The sequence below is a fragment of the Haloplanus salinarum genome (assembly GCF_024498175.1).
GTDB lineage: Archaea > Halobacteriota > Halobacteria > Halobacteriales > Haloferacaceae > Haloplanus > Haloplanus salinarum.
Genome location: NZ_CP101823.1, coordinates 282813 through 300791 on the forward strand (window position 1 = coordinate 282813; position 17979 = coordinate 300791).

Below are 17979 nucleotides of genomic sequence, written 5' to 3' on the forward strand. Positions count from 1 at the left end.
CACGCGGTGACTCCCCGGCGGTTCGACTCCGCCGGCGGGCCTCGATGCCACTCGATTCAGTCAGTCGGCGGCGACTCCTCGCCGCGGTCGGGGGCGTTGGCGCCCTCTATCTCGGCGCCGACAGAGCCGGTGCTATCCTCGGCGACCCGGTGGAGCTGAATCAGCGGACGGTCAACGGAACGTACGCCCGGGAACACGAGTTCACGGACGCGCCGCCGCGGATCGCGCTCTCGTGGCGCGAGGTGGTGAACGGCCAGGTCCGGGAGGACACCACGGACGACGTGGCCGAGACGGGTGGCGTGGGGTTGATCGTCGACGAGGCGGTGATGCCGGGCGACAGCGGGGCGGTGACGATGCGGGCGGAGCTACTCGAACGGGACACGGAGACCCAGGACGCGGAGCTGTACCTGGTCTACCGACTCACCGAGACGGCGGAGAACGGCATCAACGACCCCGAGCGTGAGGCCGGGGACACCTCGCCGAACGACGGCGAACTCGATGACTACACCGAGATCAGCGTCTGGATCGACGACGGCCTTCTCGGAGGAGACGGTGAGTTGAGTACGCTGCCGGTCATCGGGGACGACCCCGTCGCTTCGGGGACGCTCGCGGAAGTCGACACCTCGCAACTGGACGGCGACCCGCAGGCGAACACGGGGGGATACCAGCTCTCCGTCGACGGCGAGACGTGTCTCTCGCCAGGCGCCACGGTGTACGTCTCCTTCGAGTGGCACATTCCCGAGACCGTCGGCAACATCATCCAGGGGGATTCGGCGGTCTTCCAACTCGGCTTCGATCCGAGGCCGTGCCCGGGGGGCTAACCATGCTGATCCGTGGAGTTAATGACCAATTAGCGGGGTCCGTGCGGGTGAACGAAACCGGCTGTGCCGGTCGATTCGGTGCCTCTGACTCCGGAACGAGCCATCGCTGGGTCACTCCTTCGTTACGTTCCGTTCAGGGACGGCTTACCCGCGCCCGTGTCGTGTCAAACGAGCGGATAACTAAGACCGTTACAGGGGAGGATAGTAGTGATGGACACGACGGGGGAGACCGACGGGGGATCGAGTCACTTCGGGAGGTGCCTTCGATGATCGCCACGCATCGACACACTCCGGTTCCGAGCGCGAGGTGGCGGCGATGAACGTGCGTTCGCTGAGCGATCGGAACACGCTCCGGCTGGCGATGAACGTCCTCGGCGTGCTGATCATCGTCGCCATCGTGGTGCCCTTTATCGTGTACGCGGTGCCGGGCGTGGTCGGCGCCGACCACGGGCTGGTCGTCCTGTCCGGCAGCATGGAGCCGAAGATGAGTCCCGGTGACGCGGTCATCGTCCGCGAAGTTCCGCCGTCGGAGATCGAAACGGGGGACGTCATCACCTTCCAGCGGGAGGGCTCCGACACGCCGACGACCCACCGCGTGATCGAGATCCAGCAGACGGAGGAGGGCACCGCCTACGTTACCAAGGGTGACGCCAACGAGGACCCCGATAGGGGGACCGTTGCACACAGCCGCGTGGTCGGCGAGGTGATCTTCGTGATCCCGCTTCTCGGTCACGTGGTCCAGTTCGCGAACACCCAGGTCGGGTTCCTCGCGCTCGTGCTCACCCCGATGGTGTTGTTCGTCCTCTCGGAACTCTGGGAGCTGGCGAAGTCGGTCCGTGAGCCGGACACGCCGGCCGCGACGACGGCGACCGACGAGCCGTCGGTCACGTCGGCGTCCTCGACGGCCGCTGGCGCCGACGTCGGAACGGGCGCGACCGGTGACACCGACGAGGAGAGCGGCGGGTTCACACTCACCCGTTCGAGCCTCCAACTGATCTTGCTCCTGTTGGTGCTGTACGCCCCGTACAGCGCCTACGTTGCGTACACGATCCGGGAGGCGTGGGCGATCACCGCTGCGACCGGAACCGTGATCGCGCTCCTGTTCTGTCTGGTGATCTATCTGGCTAGTCGCGGCGCGGGAAGTGACTCGAAGCCGACGGTGGCCCGATCGACCGACGGCATCGTCCGCCACGGAGAACTCCCGGCACGGATCGGCGAACGGACGACGGTTCCGCTGGATTCGATCGAGTCGCTTGTCCAGATGGCGCTCGACCGCGACAACTGGGTCATCTACGACGAGGACGAGGACACGTACTACGTGGCTCGGGACGACGCGCTGTACCTGCACCGCACCTCCCCCGAGACGGACGGCGGGGTGACGGTGGAGGCGGCCGGTACCGAGGACGACCGGGTGTCGACCGACGAGTCGACGACTGGAGGTGGCGGTTCGTGACCGACGATCGCTTCCTCTCGCGCCGGCAACTCCTCTGGGCGGCAGCGACCGTCGGAGCTGCGGCGTCGACTGGGGGTGGCACGGCCGCGGTGTTCAAGGACTCCAACCGCTTCGAAGCGACGTTAACCGCGGGCACGCTCGATCTGACGACGTCCTGGTCCAGCGGTGATGGGAGCGACTCCTCGTTCGAGGTGTCGAGCAACGAAGGCTCGCAACGGATCGATATCGCCCTCTCCGGCAACCCCTCGTACGTCTGGTTCGGGACGAAATGCAAGGAGTGTACCGCGGTCGAGGAGGAACTGTCCGTCCGCTTCGGGGTCGACCGCGACGGCTCCATCGAGTGGCTCGACGGGTTCGACGGAACCGCGGACGGCTACCTGTCGCTCCGCGAGGCGCGGGATCGATTCGTCGACGGCGTCCTTCTCGGCGAGTTCGATCCGAGTAGCGACGCCGCGCTCCTCGTGGAGTGGACGACCGAGGAGGGGGTCACCGACGAGTACTCCGCCACGTTCGGGTTCGACTTCTACGCTACCCAGCGACGTCACGTGATGGATCCGTCGACGGTCGAACCGCCGTGGGGCTGCGATCGGACCTGCGGCGCGGAGACCGCCGGGCTGCCGGCGATCAGTTGGGTGTCGTTCTGTGGCGATCCGGACTTCGACCGCGAGTTCACCCCCGAGCGGAGCGACGACGAACGGACCCTGTTGCTCGAGACGGACGACTACACCGTCCCCGACGACGTCGAGCGGATCGGTGTCAAGTACGGGACGTACATCGACGTCTTCGAACACACGGGACAGGAGGCGGTTGAGGTCGGGACCGACGACGCCGTGGCGACCTTCGAACAGACCGGCGGCAACGAATACACGAACGTCGACACCGGCGAGGACGGCGACTGGGACAGCAGTAGCTTCTGCAACGGGCTGGGCGGCTGCAAGTACGAGTTCCCGGACCGCACGCCGGGCGGGTGGGAGGACTGCCGGGAGGCGTCGTCCGACGCCTCCCGACAGTCGTTGCTGCCCGGTCCGTTCGGAGGTGATCGTTGACCATGTCATCGCTCGACCAACCCGGATTCGACTGGACAGCCGTGGTCGCACTCGTCGCCATGTTCGTGGTCGTCGCCTCCGCGACCGGCGCGGGGACGTACACGGTGTTGTCCGACGACGAGAACGTCTCGGCGAACGTGACGATCCAACCCAACGTCCAACACGGGATGGTCGAGGTCACCCCCGTCCAGTGTTCACCGACTATCAGATCCGACGATCCCTCGAAAGTGGACATAACGAACGTCGAGGTCCTCGGCTCCGAGGAGGTGGCCGAGCGGGAGACCTGTGCGCGCATCACGTTCTGGCTCAGCCCGTCGCTGTTCGAGGGAACGAACCAATCGCCCGACGACGCCGCCCTGATGCACAAACACGACGGCGGTTGGTGGAAACTCAACACGACGGTCTCGTCGACCGATCTCGGACTCCTGTCCTTCTCGGCGTTGACCGACAAGTTCAGTCCGTTCGCGGTGGCCGTCCCGACCGGACCGGCCACCACCGTCCAGAACGGGACGACGATCAACGAGACGACGATCAACGGGACGACGAACACCACGGTCAACTCCACGACGGCCGACGAGCCGGTCAACGGGACGACGGCGAACGCGACGCCGACCGACGGGACGGCGAACGAAACGGGATCGAACGACCCCGTGCAGAACTCGTCAACGACGGGCTCCGAGAACGGGTCCGCACCGACGGACAACACGTCCGAAACCGGGGCAGCTGGCAGCTCCGGTGCCCCGAGTGGTTCCGACGACAGCGACACCGACGCCGGTACGCCGAGCGACGATGGCTCGGCGGACGACAACGACGAGTCGGCGAGTGATGAGTCGGAGACCGACGACGGTGATTCGACGGACGAGGACTCCGACAGCGAGGACTCCGACAGCGAGGACTCCGAGAGTGAGGACTCAGACAGCGAGGACTCCGACAGCGAGGACGAGTCCGACAGCGACGACGACTCCGACAGCGACGACGACTCCGACAGCGACGACGACTCCGATAGTGAGGACGGCTCCGACAGCGAGGACTCCGAGAGTGAAGACGATGACTCGACGGACGAGTCCGACAGCGAGGACTCCGACAGCGAGGACTCCGACAGCGAGGACTCCGACAGCGAGGACTCCGACAGCGAGGACGAGTCCGACAGCGAGGACCCCGACAGCGAGGACTCCGACAGCGACGACGACTCCGACAGCGAGGATTCCGACAGCGAGGACTCCGACAGCGACGACGACTCCGACAGCGAGGATTCCGACAGCGAGGACTCCGACAGCGACGACGACTCCGATAGTGAGGACGGTGACTCGACGGACGACTCCGACAGCGAGGACTCCGACAGCGAGGACTCCGAGAGTGAAGACGATGACTCGACGGACGAGTCCGACAGCGACGACGACTCCGACAGCGACGACGACTCCGATAGCGAGGACGGTGACTCGACGGACGACTCCGACAGCGACGACGAGTCCGACAGCAAGGACGGTGACTCGACGGACGACTCCGACAGTGACGACGGATCGTCGAGCGACGAGTCCGACACCGGTGGCGACGGGTCGTCGAGTGACGATTCGAGTTCGGATACCGACGACGGCGGCGACTCCAGCGGTGACACTTCCGGCGACTCGACGAGCGGGGATTCGTCCAGCGACGGCGGTGACTCGACGAGCGGTGGAGACGACACCTCGAGCGGTGATTCGTCGGACGGCGACTCGAGCGGCGATTCGTCGAGCGGTGGCTCGTCCAGTGACGGCGGCGATTCGTCCGGCGGCAGTGACTCGTCGTCCGGCGGCAGTGACTCGTCGTCCGGCGGCTCGGATGGTGGCTCGTCCAGTGACGGCGGCGATTCGTCCGGCGGCAGTGACTCGTCGTCCGGCGGCTCGGATGGTGGCTCGTCAAGTGGCGGCGGCGATTCGTCCGGCGGCTCGGATGGTGGCTCGTCCGGATCGGACGGTAGTTCCTCGGAGGATGGATCCGGATAACGATGGCGTCCGGTGGTCGCGAACTGTCTCGGGTCGTCAATCGGTTCGTCGGCGCCCTCCGTGGCTCTTCCCGACCGCTGTGGACGATGCCCGCCGCCGCGCTCGGGTTCTGGATCGTCAGGGTCCCCGGGATGCGGCCGCGGGCGCCGAAGCGAAACGTGCTCGTCTCGCTCGTCTATCTCTACGCGCTCGTCGTCCTGGTTTCGATCGGAGTGATCTGACTGTCGTAACGCCTAATAGTCGAACAGTCTTTTTTTCGACAATGAGATACACACGAACGCAACGGAGGTGGGACCGTGGGGGTTGAGATCAAGGAGTCGGCCGTCTCCGACGAGGAGTTCGCGGAGATGAAGCAGTTCGTCTCGGACTACCTCGTGGCGAGCGTCGAGAACGAGCGCGACGGCGGGCGGATGCGGTGGTATCCGTGGCACAGCGCCGAGTATCGCTTCAACCACACGCTGAACGTGGTGGACCTGGCGACGGAGATCGCCGACCGCGAGGGTGCCGATATCGACGTCGTTCGCGTCGCCGCGCTCTTTCACGACATCGCGAAACTCGAAGCCGAACAGGAGCGCCACGCCGACGAGGGGGCTCGCGTCGCCCGCGAGTATCTCGCCACGCACGGCGACTACCCCCAGTCGTTCGTCGATCAGGTGACACAGTCGATCCGCGAACACTCCTATCAGGGCCCACTTTCGGACGTCTCCCTGGAGACGCGGTGTCTCATCGAGGGCGATATCCTCGACAAAGTCGGCGCCAACGGCACCGTATTGATGCTTCTCCGCATGGGTTACGAGTCGCGCACGCATATGGACGCCGGCGAGATGATCGACCGCGTCCTCGAACGCGGCCGCGACGCCGCACGGCGCGTCGAGAGCGACGCCGCGGAGGGAATCGCCCACCAGCGGCTCAAGCGGGTGAAGTGGTTCCGCGAGTGGCTCAGCGAGGAGATTCCCGGACTCGAAGGGCGAAGCGACGACGACGAATCGTAACCGACCGGATCAGTCGTCGCCGGTCTGGGCCGTTCCCGCACCGATCTCGCCGCTTCCGGCCGCCGCCGCCGGTTCTGGGAGTTCGTTGCGCACGTCCTCGCGGCTCTCCTCGGCGATGACCTCCGCGTAGGCGTCCGGCATCACCTTCGTGAAGTTCCGTACCTCCACGCCCCAGTCGTCGAGCAGCGCGGTCGCACGGTCGCTGTCGGTGTACTCCGCGTGGTTCTCGACGAGCCGGCGCAGCATCGCCTCGTCGGCGTCCTCCAGGTCGTGGTGGATGGTCACCATGCCCGTGTTGGCGCGCTCCTCGAAGTCGCTCTCGGGGTCGTAGACGTAGGCGACGCCGCCGGACATCCCGGCGGCAAAGTTCCGCCCGGTGTCGCCGAGGACGGCGACGACGCCGCCGGTCATGTACTCACAGCCGTGGTCGCCCACGCCCTCGACGACGGCCTTCACGCCGCTGTTGCGGACGGCGAAGCGCTCGCCGGCCAGTCCGTTGACGTAGAGTTCGCCCTGCGTGGCGCCGTAGAGGGCGACGTTGCCGACGAGGATGTTCTCCTCGGGTTCGTAGGTGGCCGTCTCGGGCGTCCGGACGATCACCTTGCCACCCGAGAGGCCCTTGCCGACGTAGTCGTTGGCGGCGCCGACGAGTTCCATCGTCACGCCGTTCGCGAGGAAGGCGCCGAAGCTCTGCCCGGCGATGCCATCGAACGTACAGGAGATGGTGTCCTCGGGGAGACCGCTCTCGCCGTAGCGTCGCGAGATGCGGTTCGATAGCATGGCACCCACCGCGCGGTCCCCGTTCGAGATGTCCCGTCGCAGGTGGAGTGGCTCCCCCTCCTCGATGGCGTCGGTCGCCGCCCCGATCAGGTCGCGGTCGAGGTGGGTCTCGACGTCCGCGTGTTTCTGCTCGCGGGTCTTCCGGCGCTCGCCGCCCTCGGGTTCGGCGATGATGGCCGAGAGGTCGAGATGCTTGGCCTTGGGGTGGTCGCTCTCGACCTGTTCGAGGAGCCCCGGCCGGCCGATCATCTCCTCGACCGTCCGGAACCCGAGGTCGGCCATGATCTCCCGCAGCTCCTCCGCGAGGAAGACCATGTAGTTGATGACGTGATCCGGCTGTCCGGAGAACCGCTCCCGGAGGTCCTCGTCCTGCGTGGCGACGCCGGTCGGGCAGTTGTTGGTGTGACAGATCCGCGCCATCACACAGCCCGACGTGATGAGGCTGGCCGTCCCGAAGACGTACTCCTCGGCGCCGAGCAGCGCCGCGACGGCGACGTCGCGGCCCGTCATCAGGCCGCCGTCGGTCGAGACGCGGATCCGGTCGCGCAGTCCCGTCGCGCGGAGCATCTGGTTGGCCTCGGCGACGCCGAGCTCCCAGGGGAGACCGGCGTTCTTGATCGACGTCTTCGGCGAGGCGCCGGTGCCGCCGGAGTGGCCCGAGATGTGGACCACGTCGGCGTTGGCCTTGGCGACGCCGGCCGCGATGGTACCGATGCCCGCCTCGGCGACGAGTTTCACGTTGATGTCGGCCTCGGGGTTGGCCGTCTTCAGGTCGTGGATCAGCTGTTTGAGGTCCTCGATGGAGTAGATGTCGTGTAGCGGCGGCGGCGAGATGAGCCCGACCCCCGGCGTGGAGTAGCGCACGTGCGCGATCATCTCGTTGACCTTCTTGCCGGGGAGGTGACCGCCCTCGCCGGGCTTGGACCCCTGTGCCATCTTGATCTGGAGCTCATCGGCCGACGAGAGGTAGTTCGAGGTGACGCCGAAGCGGCCGGAGGCGACCTGCTTGATGTTGCACTCCTTCTCGGTGTCGAACCGCTCGGGCGGCTCGCCACCCTCGCCCGTGTTCGACTTCCCGCCGATGCGGTTCATGGCGATGGAGTTGGTCTCGTGGGCCTCCGGCGAGAGCGAGCCGAGCGACATGGCGGCCGTCGAGAACCGCTCGACGATCTCGTGGACCGGCTGTACCTCGTCGAGCGGGACCGGGTCGCGGTCGCTGTCGAACTCGAGGAGTCCGCGCAGGGTCTGGAGGTTCTCCTGCTGGTCGTTGATCAGCTCGGCGAACTCCTGGTACTTCTCGTAGCTCCCCGAGCGGACCGCCTGCTGGAGGGTTCCCACGGTCTTCGGGTTCCACTGGTGATGGATCCCGTTCGAGCGGTGTTCGTACTCGCCCTGGCGTTCGAGGTCCGGGTCGTCCTCGAAGGCGACAGCGTGACGCGTCTCCAGGTCTTCCTCGATCTCTTCGATGCCGATCCCCTCGGTGCGGATCTCCGTCCCCTCGAAGTACTCGCGGACGAAATCGGAGGAGAGGCCGACGGCCTCGAAGATCTGGGCGCCCTGGTAGCTCTCGACCGTCGAGATGCCCATCTTCGCCATCGTCTTCAGGAGGCCGTCCTCGAGGGCCTTCTTGTAGTGGGCGATGGCCTCGGATTCGTCGGCGCCGTCCGGTCCGGCGACGATGTCCGAGATGCTCTGGTAGGCGAGGTAGGGGTTGACGGCGTCGGCGCCGTAGCCGACCAGCGTCGCGAGGTGGTGGACCTCCCGCGGATCGCCGGATTCGACGACGAGGCCGGCGTGGTTACGGAGCCCGTTCCGGACCAGCGCGTGGTGGACCCCGCCGGTCGCGAGCAGACTCGGGATCGGAACGCGGTCCGTCCCGGTGTTGCGATCCGAGAGGACGACGATGTCTGCGCCGTCCTCGATGGCCTCGCGGGCGTCACGACGCAGGCGTTCGACCGCCGTCCGCAGGTCGCTGCCCTCCTCGTAGGTCATGTCGACGACGGCCGAGTCGAACTCCCCGTCGAGGTCCGTGATCGCGGCGGTCTGGGCGTCGGTCAGCACCGGCGAGTCGACCACCAGCTGTCGGGCGTGTTCCGGCGTCTCGTCGAGCAGGTTTCGCTGGGGTCCCAGCCGGGACTCCAGGCTCGTCACGAGCTCCTCGCGGATGTAGTCGATCGGCGGGTTCGACACCTGCGCGAACAGCTGTTTGAAGTAGGTGAACAGCGGCCGGTTGAAATCCGAGAGCACGGACAGCGGCGTGTCGTCGCCCATCGAGCCGACGGGGTCCTTGCCGTCCTCGGCCATCGGCTCGATGAGGTGGTCCAACTGGTCGTGCGTGTAACCGAAGGCCGACTGATGGGCGCGAAGCGACTCGACGCGGTCGCGGGGCTCGAAGTCGTCGTTCGCTTCCGGCGCGAGGTGGCGCTGTTCGCGCTCGACCCACTCGCCGTACTTCTCGTCGGTCAGGTCGTCGAACACCTCGTCGTCGGGGATGACGCGCCCCTCCTCGGGGTCGGCGACGAGCAGTTGCCCGGGTTGGAGCCGGTGTCGTTCCTCGATGTCGGCGGGGTCGATGTCGAGCGCGCCGGCCTCGCTGGCCATGATGAGGCGCCCGTCCTCGGTCACGTCGTATCGGCAGGGGCGGAGCCCGTTGCGGTCGAGGGCGGCGGCGATCCGGTCACCGTCGGTGCCGACGACCAGCGCCGGACCGTCCCACGGCTCGACGAGGCTCGCGTGGTAGTCGTAGAAGTCCTTGCGCTCCTGGCTCATCTCCTCGTCCTTGCGGAACGCCTCGGGGATGAGCATCCGGAGCGCGTGGGGCAGGTCGCGCCCGCCCTGCACGAGCAGTTCGAGGGCGTTGTCGACGGAGGCGGTGTCGCTCTGGTTGGGATCGTTGATGATCGGCTTCAGCGTCTCGAGGTCCTCGCCGAAGTCCGGGTGTTCGAGGTCCGTCTCCCGGGCGCGCATCCAGTTGATGTTCCCCCGGATGGTGTTGAACTCGCCGTTGTGGATGATGTTCCGGTAGGGGTGTGCGAGGTGCCACGCGCCGAGCGTGTTCGTCGAGAACCGTGCGTGGACGAGTACCAGCGTGGATTTGACGCGCTCGTCGACGAGATCCGGGTAGTACGTCGGGAGCTGTGTGGCCTTGAGCAGTCCCTTGTAGACCAGCGTCTCGCGGTCGAGCGAGCAGATGTAGAACCGGCCGGCGCCTGCCGAGTCGAGTTCCTCGATGGCGTTCTCGACGGCGCGTCGGGCCACGTAGAGCGTGCGGTCGAACGCGTCTTCGTCCATCCCCTCGGTCGGGCGGACGAACGGCTGCTGGACGTAGGGCTCGGAGTCGAGGGCCGTCTGTCCGAGTTCGTGATTGTCGGTCGGGACGTCACGCCAGTGGAACACCTCCAGGCCGTGTTCGGCGAGCGTCCGCTCGAAGATGGTCATCAGCCCCTGCCGGGCCGCCCCGTCCTGGGGCATGAACACCGACCCGACCGCGTAGGGATCGGACAGGTCGGCGTCGACGACGGCCTCGAAGAACTCGTCCGGTCGCTGGATCATGATGCCGGCGCCGTCGCCGGTTGCCTCCTCCGCCCCGGTCGTCCCGCGGTGTTCGAGGTTGATGAGCAGGTCGATGCCGTCGGCGACCGTCTGGTGGGAGTCGCCATCCTCCAAATCGAGGACGACGCCTACACCACAGTTCGATCGCTCGTCCGTGGGGTTCGCCAGCCCCCGCTGATCGGCGTGGGCGTCTCTCCGCGGCTTGGTCATACGACACATACCACGTTCCAACTTATTAGCCTGTTCCTGTTAGTGTAAGGCTTCATTAGTCACATACAAGGTAATATATACCATATTAATTCCACTGTATACCTAAGCGGATAAAAATAACGAACGATCGTGGTCGATACTCCCTGGCCGAAACTCACCGCGGACGTCACACGCACGGGCGGACGTCGATCAGGATGGTCGCCGTCCCGGCCTCGAAACGGTTAGCCGGCGATATCAGTACGAGCGGGCGAAGTAGGCGGTTTCGACGGCGTCGTCGTCACAGAGCGCGCAGGTCTCGCCGTCGTGGATCGGGTCGGTGTCGCTCTCGCTGCCCTCGAAGGGCACGAGGACGATTTCGGCGGCCACCTGCTCTTTGATCTTCGCCTCGCAGTCCTCGTCGCCACACCACGGCGCCTTGACGTACCCGCCGTGCTGGCCGATCGTACCGAGGATTTCGGCCCGGTCGGACGCTTCGCGGACGTTCTCGGTCAGGTTCTCCTCGGCGGCGGCGTAGAGCTTGGCGTGGACGGTGTCGAGGTGGTCCCGAACGGTACCCACGATGCCCTCCCGGTCGGCCTCGGCGGACTCGCCGTCCGGTCGGTGGACGAGGGTCGTCGTCCCCTCCTCGACCTCGTTGGGACCGATTTCGATCCGTACCGGGACTCCCTTCAGCTCCCACTCGTTGAACTTGAAGCCGGGGTTGTGCTCGTCGCGGTCGTCGAGTTCGACGCGGACGCCCGCCGCTCGGAGGTCGTCGGCGATGCCCTCGGCGTACGCCAGCACGTCGTCTTTCGTCTCCTCCTGCCAGATGGGAACGATCACGACCTGTTCCGGCGCCATCGCGGGCGGCAGGACGAGCCCCTGGTCGTCGCTGTGGGTCATGACGAGCGCCCCGAGCGCCCGCCAGGACAGCCCCCACGAGGTAGTGTGGGCGACCCGCTCGTCCTCGTTCTCGTCGGTGAACGTGATGTCGAACGCCTCGGCGAAGCTCTGACCGAGGTAGTGGCTGGTCGCGCCCTGGACCGACTTGCCGTCCGGCATCAGCGCCTCGACGGTCGTCGTGGTGTCCGCCCCGGGGAACTTGTCGTGTTCGGGCTTCTTCCCGCGGAGGACCGGCATCGCGAGGACGTCCTCGTACACCTCCTCGTACTGGTCGAGGCGGGTGATCGTCTCGGACCAGGCGCTCTCCTCGGTTGCGTGGGCGGTGTGGCCCTCCTGCCAGAGGAACTCTTTGGTGCGGAAGAACGGCTTCGTCTCGGTGGCCTCCCACCGGATCACGCTACACCACTGGTTGACGCGCATGGGGAGGTCCCGGTAGCTCCGGATCCACTGACTCAGATACGGCGCGATGATGCTCTCGCTCGTCGGCCGGACGGCGAGCCGTTCCTCCAGTTCCTCGTAGCCGCCCTGTGTGACCCACGCCACCTCGGGGTCGAACCCCTCGACCACGTCCTTCTCGCGTTCGAGGTACGACTCGGGGATCAACATCGGGAAGTAGGCGTTCTGCACGCCGGTCGCCTTGAAGCGGGCGTCGAGTTCGTTCCGGATGGACTCCCAGAGCGCGTACCCGCGCGGGCGCGTCACGATGAAGCCGCTCATGCCCTCGGGGCCGTAGTTCGCCAGGCCCGCCTTGCGCACCACCTCGGCGTACCACTCGCCGGTGCTGTGTTCCTTCGACTCGGTGATCCCGAGTTCCTGATCGTCGCTCATTACCGGGAGGTGACGGAGATACGGCTTAAAACGTGCGGAGCGTCGGCGACTACCCGTGTTCGGCCTTGCACTCCTCGGCGTACGCGTCGGCCAACCGCGTCGGCTCCGGGAGCTTGTAGCCGTCACAGAGCGCCGCGACGAGGTCGACGGCCGTCCCCGCGCTCACGCGGTGGCCCGGGCTCACGTACAGCGGGTTGATGACCGGGTTCGAGTCGTACTGCCGCGACTGGTAGGCGTAGCCGACGACGGTCCCGTCCGGCGCGTCGAGGTCGGCGTCGGCGACGACCGGCGCCCGCCAGCCCGCCGGTCGCCCGTCCACGTCGGCCTCGATCCGGCCACAGAGCAGGTTCTTCGCGACGCCGACGCTCGGCACGTCGAGGACGACGCCGAGATGCGTCGCGAGGCCGGCCTGCCGGTAGTGGATGCGTCCGCTCCCGTCGAAAAGGACGACGTCGGGAGTCGCCTCCAGCCGCTCGAACGCCGCGAGTATCGGGCCGCCCTCGCGGAAGGAGAGCAGTCCCGGGACGTACGGCACCGACAGGTCGGTCACCGCGTGGACGCGTTCGACCACTGTCCCGCCCCGGAGACAGACGACGGCGCTGACCGCCCGGTCGTCGAGAAAGGCCTGATCCACCCCGGCGACCACGGGCCGGTCGCCGGCGAGGGTCGCGTCGTCCGCGAGCGAGACGGCCGCCGGATCGGACTCCAGGTCGTCCGCGAACCGCGCCGCGTCCGCGACACGCCGCTGGAGCGCCTCCATCTCCGCACGGGACTGCGAGGGGTCGGGGACGAACTCGGGGCGGACGGGGGTCACGGCCGCGTCACCGCCGTCCCGGACCGCCGGGGCCGCCCGGACCGCCGGGGCCGCCCGGTCCGCCGGGGCCACCGGGCCCTCGTCCGCCCCCGAAGGTCAACTGATCGGGGACGTTCCGCGGGCGTTTGAGTCGCTTGCCGTAGGCGAGTCCGATCACGAGGCCGATCAGGTGTGCGAGGTGGGCGACGTTGCCCTGCCCGACCGACGACGCGGACTGCGGCGAGAGGAAAAAGAGCACGGAGATGACGGCGAACCCGGCCGTGAACAGCCACAGCGGGATGGGGATGATGAAATAGAGGTAGATCCGCAGCCCGGGGTTGAGCACCGTGAGAACCCCGAGGACGGCGAAGATGGCGCCACTGGCTCCGACGACGCTCACGACGCCCGTCGGGCCGAGCGAGCCGAGGAGGATGCTGACCCCGACGAACCCGAGCCCGGCGAGGGCGCCGCTGAGCAGGAACAGGGCGGCGAAGCGTTTCGACCCGGCGTACCGCTCGACGAGCGGGCCGAAGAAGTACAGCACGATGCTGTTGCCGGCGATGTGATAGAGGCCACCGTGGGCGAAGACGGAAGTGATCCACGTCCAGACGTAGGCGAGGTGGTCCGACCGGAGGACGAACAACGACGCCATCACCTCCCGGCCGAACACGCCCCCGATCAGCAACTGGAGCGCGAAGGTGACCCACATGAGCGCGAGAAACAGGTACGCCACGTTCCCCCGGAAGTAACCGAGCAGGCCGCCGGTGCCCGTCACCGACCCGTCGAGGCTGGGAAGCCTGTCGAGGACGCTCCCGCTCCCCCCGCTCTCGGCTCGAACGCTGTCGTCGAAGCCGCTATCGAACACACCGTCCGGGTCGTTCCACTCGTCCAACCCGGGACAGTCGTGGTTCTCCGGGAGTCGGTGTTCCGAGCAGAACGTCCCGCCACAGCGCCGACACTGGTACGGCAGGTTCTCGTGACTGCCGCACTCGTCGCACTGAGCCATTACCCCTGCGTAGTGGCGGGGTCGATAAAAATGGGGGCGGTCGCCGATCCGCCCGCGGGGTGCTCAGTGCGTCGCGTCGGCCGGCCGACGCGACGCCGACTGGGCGTCGTCGTCCCCGTCGTAGTTCGACGGCACGACGGTCACGTGACTGAGCCCGGGATGGCTGGTGTCGCTCATACGAGTCCGTACGGGACTCGTGCCCAAAAGATTACCCATGCGCATAATTCATGCGCGGGACTGGGTGGATAACCGACGGGAATCAGTTCAGGCGAACTTCTCGTCGTAGAGGTCGATGGCGTGTTCGATGGCGTCTTTCGCGGCGGCCTTGTCCTCCCAGCCCAGCGTCTCGACTTCCTTGCCCTCCTCGAGGTTCTTGTAGGTCGAGAAGAACTCGTCGATCTCGTCGAGGGTCTGCTGGGGGATGTCGTCGAGGTCCCGGTAGTGGTCGAACCGCGGGTCCTCGGTCGGGACGGCGATGACCTTGTCGTCCTGTTCGCCGTCGTCGTCCATCTTCATGAGGGCGATGGGCCGCGCTTCGACGATGCACCCGGGGAACGTTCCGTCCTCGACGAGGACGAGGACGTCGAAGGGGTCCTCGTCGTCGTAGTACGACTGGGGAATGAACCCGTAGTCGCTCGGGTAGTGGACGTTGCTGTGGAGGACTCGGTCGAGGACGACGCCGGGCACGTCCTTGTCGTACTCGTACTTGTTCCGCTCGCCCTTGAGACACTCGACGACGGCGGTGATCGTCTCGGGCGGGTTCGGGCCGGGTTCCAGGTCTTCCCACAGGTTTACCATAGTGATAGGACGGCCGAACCGCCAAATAGGCCTTTCGGGACGACACACGGCAACACGAATGAAAAAGTACATGAACGGCCATCACCGAGTCCACGTGACAGGTGCGAGCGGTCGACGCAGTCCCGGCCCGTTCGTATCTCTCCGGGCAACGACGTGCGACCGACGGCGACCGGGCAGTCGCCGTCACGAGCCGGTCGAATACTTACATGTTCGATTAGACACATGTCCTAAATCGGTAATGTCGGATTCCGGCGCTACGAGCCCTAATTCTCACATTCAAGAACGAGTTGAGAAGGGTTAAATATCTCCGTGACATGTCTTCAAGTATGTCAGAGGCACAAGCAGTAAGTAGCAGCCCCGGTATCGTTCGTGATCTGACTGCGTTTCAGCACAACATCCTCGTCATCCTCTCCGAGGAACCCATGTACGGGCTGGCGATCAAGCGCCAGCTCGAGGATTACTACGGGACCGAAGTGAACCACGGGCGTCTCTACCCCAACCTCGACAACCTCGTCGAGATGGACCTGGTCGAGAAGAGCGAACTCGACAAGCGGACGAACCAGTACGAACTGACCGAGGAGGGCCACGAGGCGGTCCTGACCCGGATGGACTGGGTGCTCTCGAAATTCGTCACGGACGAGGACCGGGCGGACTCGGTCCGTGACCTCATCGACGCGCAGAACTGAACTCGGGCATCTCGGTTTCCGTCACGGCGTAAACGTGTTCGAGCGACCGCTCCACTGCGTCGCGTTGCTCGTCGCTCGGCCACGCGTTCCGCGGGAAATACTCCGTCAGGAACTCCCGTAGCTCCGCCGCCGTCGCCGTCTCCACCCGCCGGGCGTAGTGGTTGCCCATGAAATCGGCGAACGCCCTCGCGTTGGCCGCGTGTACTTCGTCCGCCCGCTCGCGCACGCGCTCGACTACCTCGGCGTTGTGGCGCTCCACCGACTCCCACTCCGAGGCGTCGCCGCTCCCGGACAGCGGAATCTCGACCGCGCGGTCGGTGTCCTCGATGCGCTCGATCCGCGCCGTCTCACCCTCCAGCCACTCGGCAGGGTGGAGGACGAGCGTGTCGTCGTCCTCCCGGATGCGGGCGGTGTAGTCGAACGCCGCGAGGCGCTCGTCCCGGTCGCGCTCGTAGGCGGCCGCCTCGTTCTCGTCGACCGCCCGGCGGGCCAGGCGGGTGAGCCGTTCGGCTTCGTCGCGTACCTCCCGTGGCAGATCAGTCATCGTCGAGTGCCTCGTTCGCCAGTCGGTCGGCCCGGTCGTTTATCTCCCGCGGAACGTGTTCCAGCGACCAGCGGTCGAACCCGGCGAGCAACTCCCGGACCGTCACCCGCCGCTCCCGGAGGCCGGGGTCGTTCGCGTCCCACTCCCCCCGCACCTGCTTGACGATCAACTCCGAGTCGCCGCGGACGTCGACCGCCTCGAAGCCGTGGTCCCGGGCCACCTCCAGCGCGCGGATCAGCGCCTCGTACTCGGCACGGTTGTTCGTCGTCTCGCCGATGGTCTCGCCGCCCTCGTCGACGATTCCGTCCCCCGAGACGATGACCCACCCGACGGCGGCCGGTCCGGGGTTGCCGCGGCTCGCCCCGTCGAAGTAGACGTGCGCCCGGCCGCCGGCCGTCGAGAGCAGCGCGGTCAGGTCGGTTGGCCGGGCCCCCTGGACGACGACGCTGTCGTCGTAGGCGACGGCCACCGCGTCGCCGCGTTCGGCCCGCCAGCGCTCGTGGTCGGTGTTCCCCGCCTCGACGGCGACGCCGGCCTCCTCCAGCCGGCTGCGCGCCGTCTCGGGGTCACAGTCGATGGTCGGCATCGGGCCCACTTCGGACGACCCACTCAAATGCGATTCGTTCCGTCCGGGCCCCGACGGTCCGCGCCCTCGACCGTCGGTCCGGCACCTATTTCCGACCCTCGTGACCAGCCTCGGCCATGGTCCCCGACGACGACGCCACCCTCCGAACCGTCCAGACGGATCCCGACCGACGCGTTTCGTACGCCGAGTACGGCGATTCCGACGGCGTTCCGGTCCTGTTCCTCCACGGCACGCCGGGATCGCACGTCCTCGGTGGCCTCCTGGCCGCGTCGGCGGAGCGGGCGGGAGTCCGCCTTCTCGCCCCCGACCGTCCCGGCTACGCTCGCTCGACGCCGTGGCCGACGCGGACCCTGGCCGACACCGGCGCCTTCCTCACGCCCGTCCTCGACGACGCCGGCGTCGAGACGGCCGGCGTGGTCGGCTTCTCGGGTGGCGGCCCCCACGCCCTCGCCCTCGCGGCAACCCACCCGGACCGCGTCGACGCCGTCGACGTGGTCGCGGGGGCGCCGCCGCCCTCTCTGGCGTCTCCCCCGCCGGCACCACAGCGACTCCTGAGCGCCCTCGCCCGCGTCTCGCCCCGATTCCTCCACGGCCTCCTCGGCGTGCAGGCGTGGGCCGCGGACCGGCTCCCGCCACGGATCGTCGTCTCGCAGTATACGACGGATCCGAGCGACCTGCCACCGGGCGTCGCCGAGCGCGTCCACCGGGACTTCGTGACCGCCCTCGACGACCACCGGCGGGGCGCAGTCACCGAACTCGCCTTGCTCGCCCGGGAGTGGGACCTGCCCCTCGACGACGTCGACGTGCCGGTCCACTGCCGACACGGGGACCGGGACGCGAACGCGCCCATCGCGGGCGCGAGACGACTGTGTGATCGCCTCCCGACCGCCGATCTGACCGTCGTCGAGGGTGCCGATCACCTTCCGACGCTCCTTCGGTGTCGCGCGTCCGTGCTCGACCGATACGCCGAGGAGTGACGGCCGTACCGGCCCGCTGGAGGGCCACGACCGGGTCGTGGCG

At 67.2% G+C, this 17979-nt stretch carries 15 protein-coding genes; 8 read left to right on the top strand and 7 right to left on the bottom strand.

All coding sequences use genetic code 11. From position 1 onward, the window contains the following. Positions 1–44: 44 nt before the first annotated feature. The 6 genes from NO364_RS01435 (at position 45) to NO364_RS01460 (ending at position 6294) form a co-directional block, all read left to right on the top strand. Positions 45–821 carry a hypothetical protein gene (locus NO364_RS01435; RefSeq protein WP_257628345.1) on the top strand — a complete coding sequence of 259 codons (777 nt, stop codon included), beginning with the start codon at positions 45–47 and terminating at the stop codon, positions 819–821. A 316-nt stretch (positions 822–1137) separates the two neighbouring features. Further along, a complete protein-coding gene (locus tag NO364_RS01440) occupies positions 1138–2274 on the top strand; it encodes a signal peptidase I (protein WP_257628346.1) in 1137 nt (378 codons plus the stop codon). Beyond that, the gene (locus NO364_RS01445; protein WP_257628347.1) at positions 2271–3320 is read left to right on the top strand and encodes a hypothetical protein; all 1050 of its coding nucleotides are present in this window, start codon (positions 2271–2273) and stop codon (positions 3318–3320) included. Before NO364_RS01440 ends, NO364_RS01445 begins: the two co-directional genes overlap by 4 nt. A 2-nt stretch (positions 3321–3322) precedes the next feature. Continuing rightward, a complete protein-coding gene (locus NO364_RS01450) occupies positions 3323–5302 on the top strand; it encodes a PGF-pre-PGF domain-containing protein (RefSeq protein ID WP_257628348.1) in 1980 nt (659 codons plus the stop codon). Positions 5303–5304: 2 nt separating this feature from the next. After that, complete coding sequence (locus NO364_RS01455; protein ID WP_157689170.1) at positions 5305–5523, top strand: hypothetical protein; 219 nt, start codon at positions 5305–5307, stop codon at positions 5521–5523. A 75-nt stretch (positions 5524–5598) separates the two neighbouring features. Continuing rightward, the gene (locus NO364_RS01460; protein WP_257628349.1) at positions 5599–6294 is read left to right on the top strand and encodes an HD domain-containing protein; all 696 of its coding nucleotides are present in this window, start codon (positions 5599–5601) and stop codon (positions 6292–6294) included. Between the two features lie 9 nt (positions 6295–6303). Here the strand turns inward: NO364_RS01460 and gltB are convergent, their stop codons facing one another. The 5 genes from gltB to NO364_RS01485 all read right to left on the bottom strand — a co-directional run bounded on the left by gltB (position 6304) and on the right by NO364_RS01485 (position 15143). Further along, the gene (gene gltB / locus NO364_RS01465; protein ID WP_157689166.1) at positions 6304–10836 is read right to left on the bottom strand and encodes a glutamate synthase large subunit; all 4533 of its coding nucleotides are present in this window, start codon (positions 10834–10836) and stop codon (positions 6304–6306) included. Positions 10837–11070: 234 nt separating this feature from the next. After that, positions 11071–12546, bottom strand: coding sequence for a proline--tRNA ligase (proS, locus tag NO364_RS01470; RefSeq protein ID WP_257628350.1), 1476 nt, complete (start codon positions 12544–12546; stop codon positions 11071–11073). A gap of 49 nt (positions 12547–12595) precedes the next feature. Further along, positions 12596–13360: an endonuclease V gene (locus NO364_RS01475; protein ID WP_257629133.1), complete on the bottom strand. Its 765-nt coding sequence runs from the start codon at positions 13358–13360 to the stop codon at positions 12596–12598. Between the two features lie 7 nt (positions 13361–13367). After that, entirely contained in the window at positions 13368–14345 is a 978-nt protein-coding gene (locus tag NO364_RS01480; protein WP_157689162.1) for a rhomboid family intramembrane serine protease, read from the bottom strand. A gap of 264 nt (positions 14346–14609) precedes the next feature. Then, positions 14610–15143 (bottom strand): inorganic diphosphatase, encoded by a 534-nt coding sequence (locus tag NO364_RS01485; protein WP_157689160.1) that lies wholly within the window; start codon positions 15141–15143, stop codon positions 14610–14612. 326 nt (positions 15144–15469) lie between these two features. Between NO364_RS01485 and NO364_RS01490 the strand changes: the two genes are divergently transcribed. Next, positions 15470–15829, top strand: coding sequence for a PadR family transcriptional regulator (locus NO364_RS01490; RefSeq protein WP_157689158.1), 360 nt, complete (start codon positions 15470–15472; stop codon positions 15827–15829). Here NO364_RS01490 and NO364_RS01495 read toward each other — a convergent pair. Together NO364_RS01495 and rnhA are read right to left on the bottom strand one after the other, a co-directional pair. Further along, complete coding sequence (locus NO364_RS01495) at positions 15810–16373, bottom strand: DUF7108 family protein (protein ID WP_257628351.1); 564 nt, start codon at positions 16371–16373, stop codon at positions 15810–15812. The two genes, NO364_RS01490 and NO364_RS01495, sit on opposite strands and share 20 nt — an antisense overlap. Beyond that, positions 16366–16959, bottom strand: a complete 594-nt coding sequence (gene rnhA / locus NO364_RS01500; protein ID WP_157689154.1) for a ribonuclease HI — start codon at positions 16957–16959, stop codon at positions 16366–16368. Before rnhA ends, NO364_RS01495 begins: the two co-directional genes overlap by 8 nt. A 116-nt stretch (positions 16960–17075) precedes the next feature. On the opposite strand from rnhA, the gene NO364_RS01505 reads away from it, so the two are divergent. Then, positions 17076–17936, top strand: a complete 861-nt coding sequence (locus tag NO364_RS01505; RefSeq protein WP_257628352.1) for an alpha/beta fold hydrolase — start codon at positions 17076–17078, stop codon at positions 17934–17936. Positions 17937–17979 lie beyond the last annotated feature (43 nt).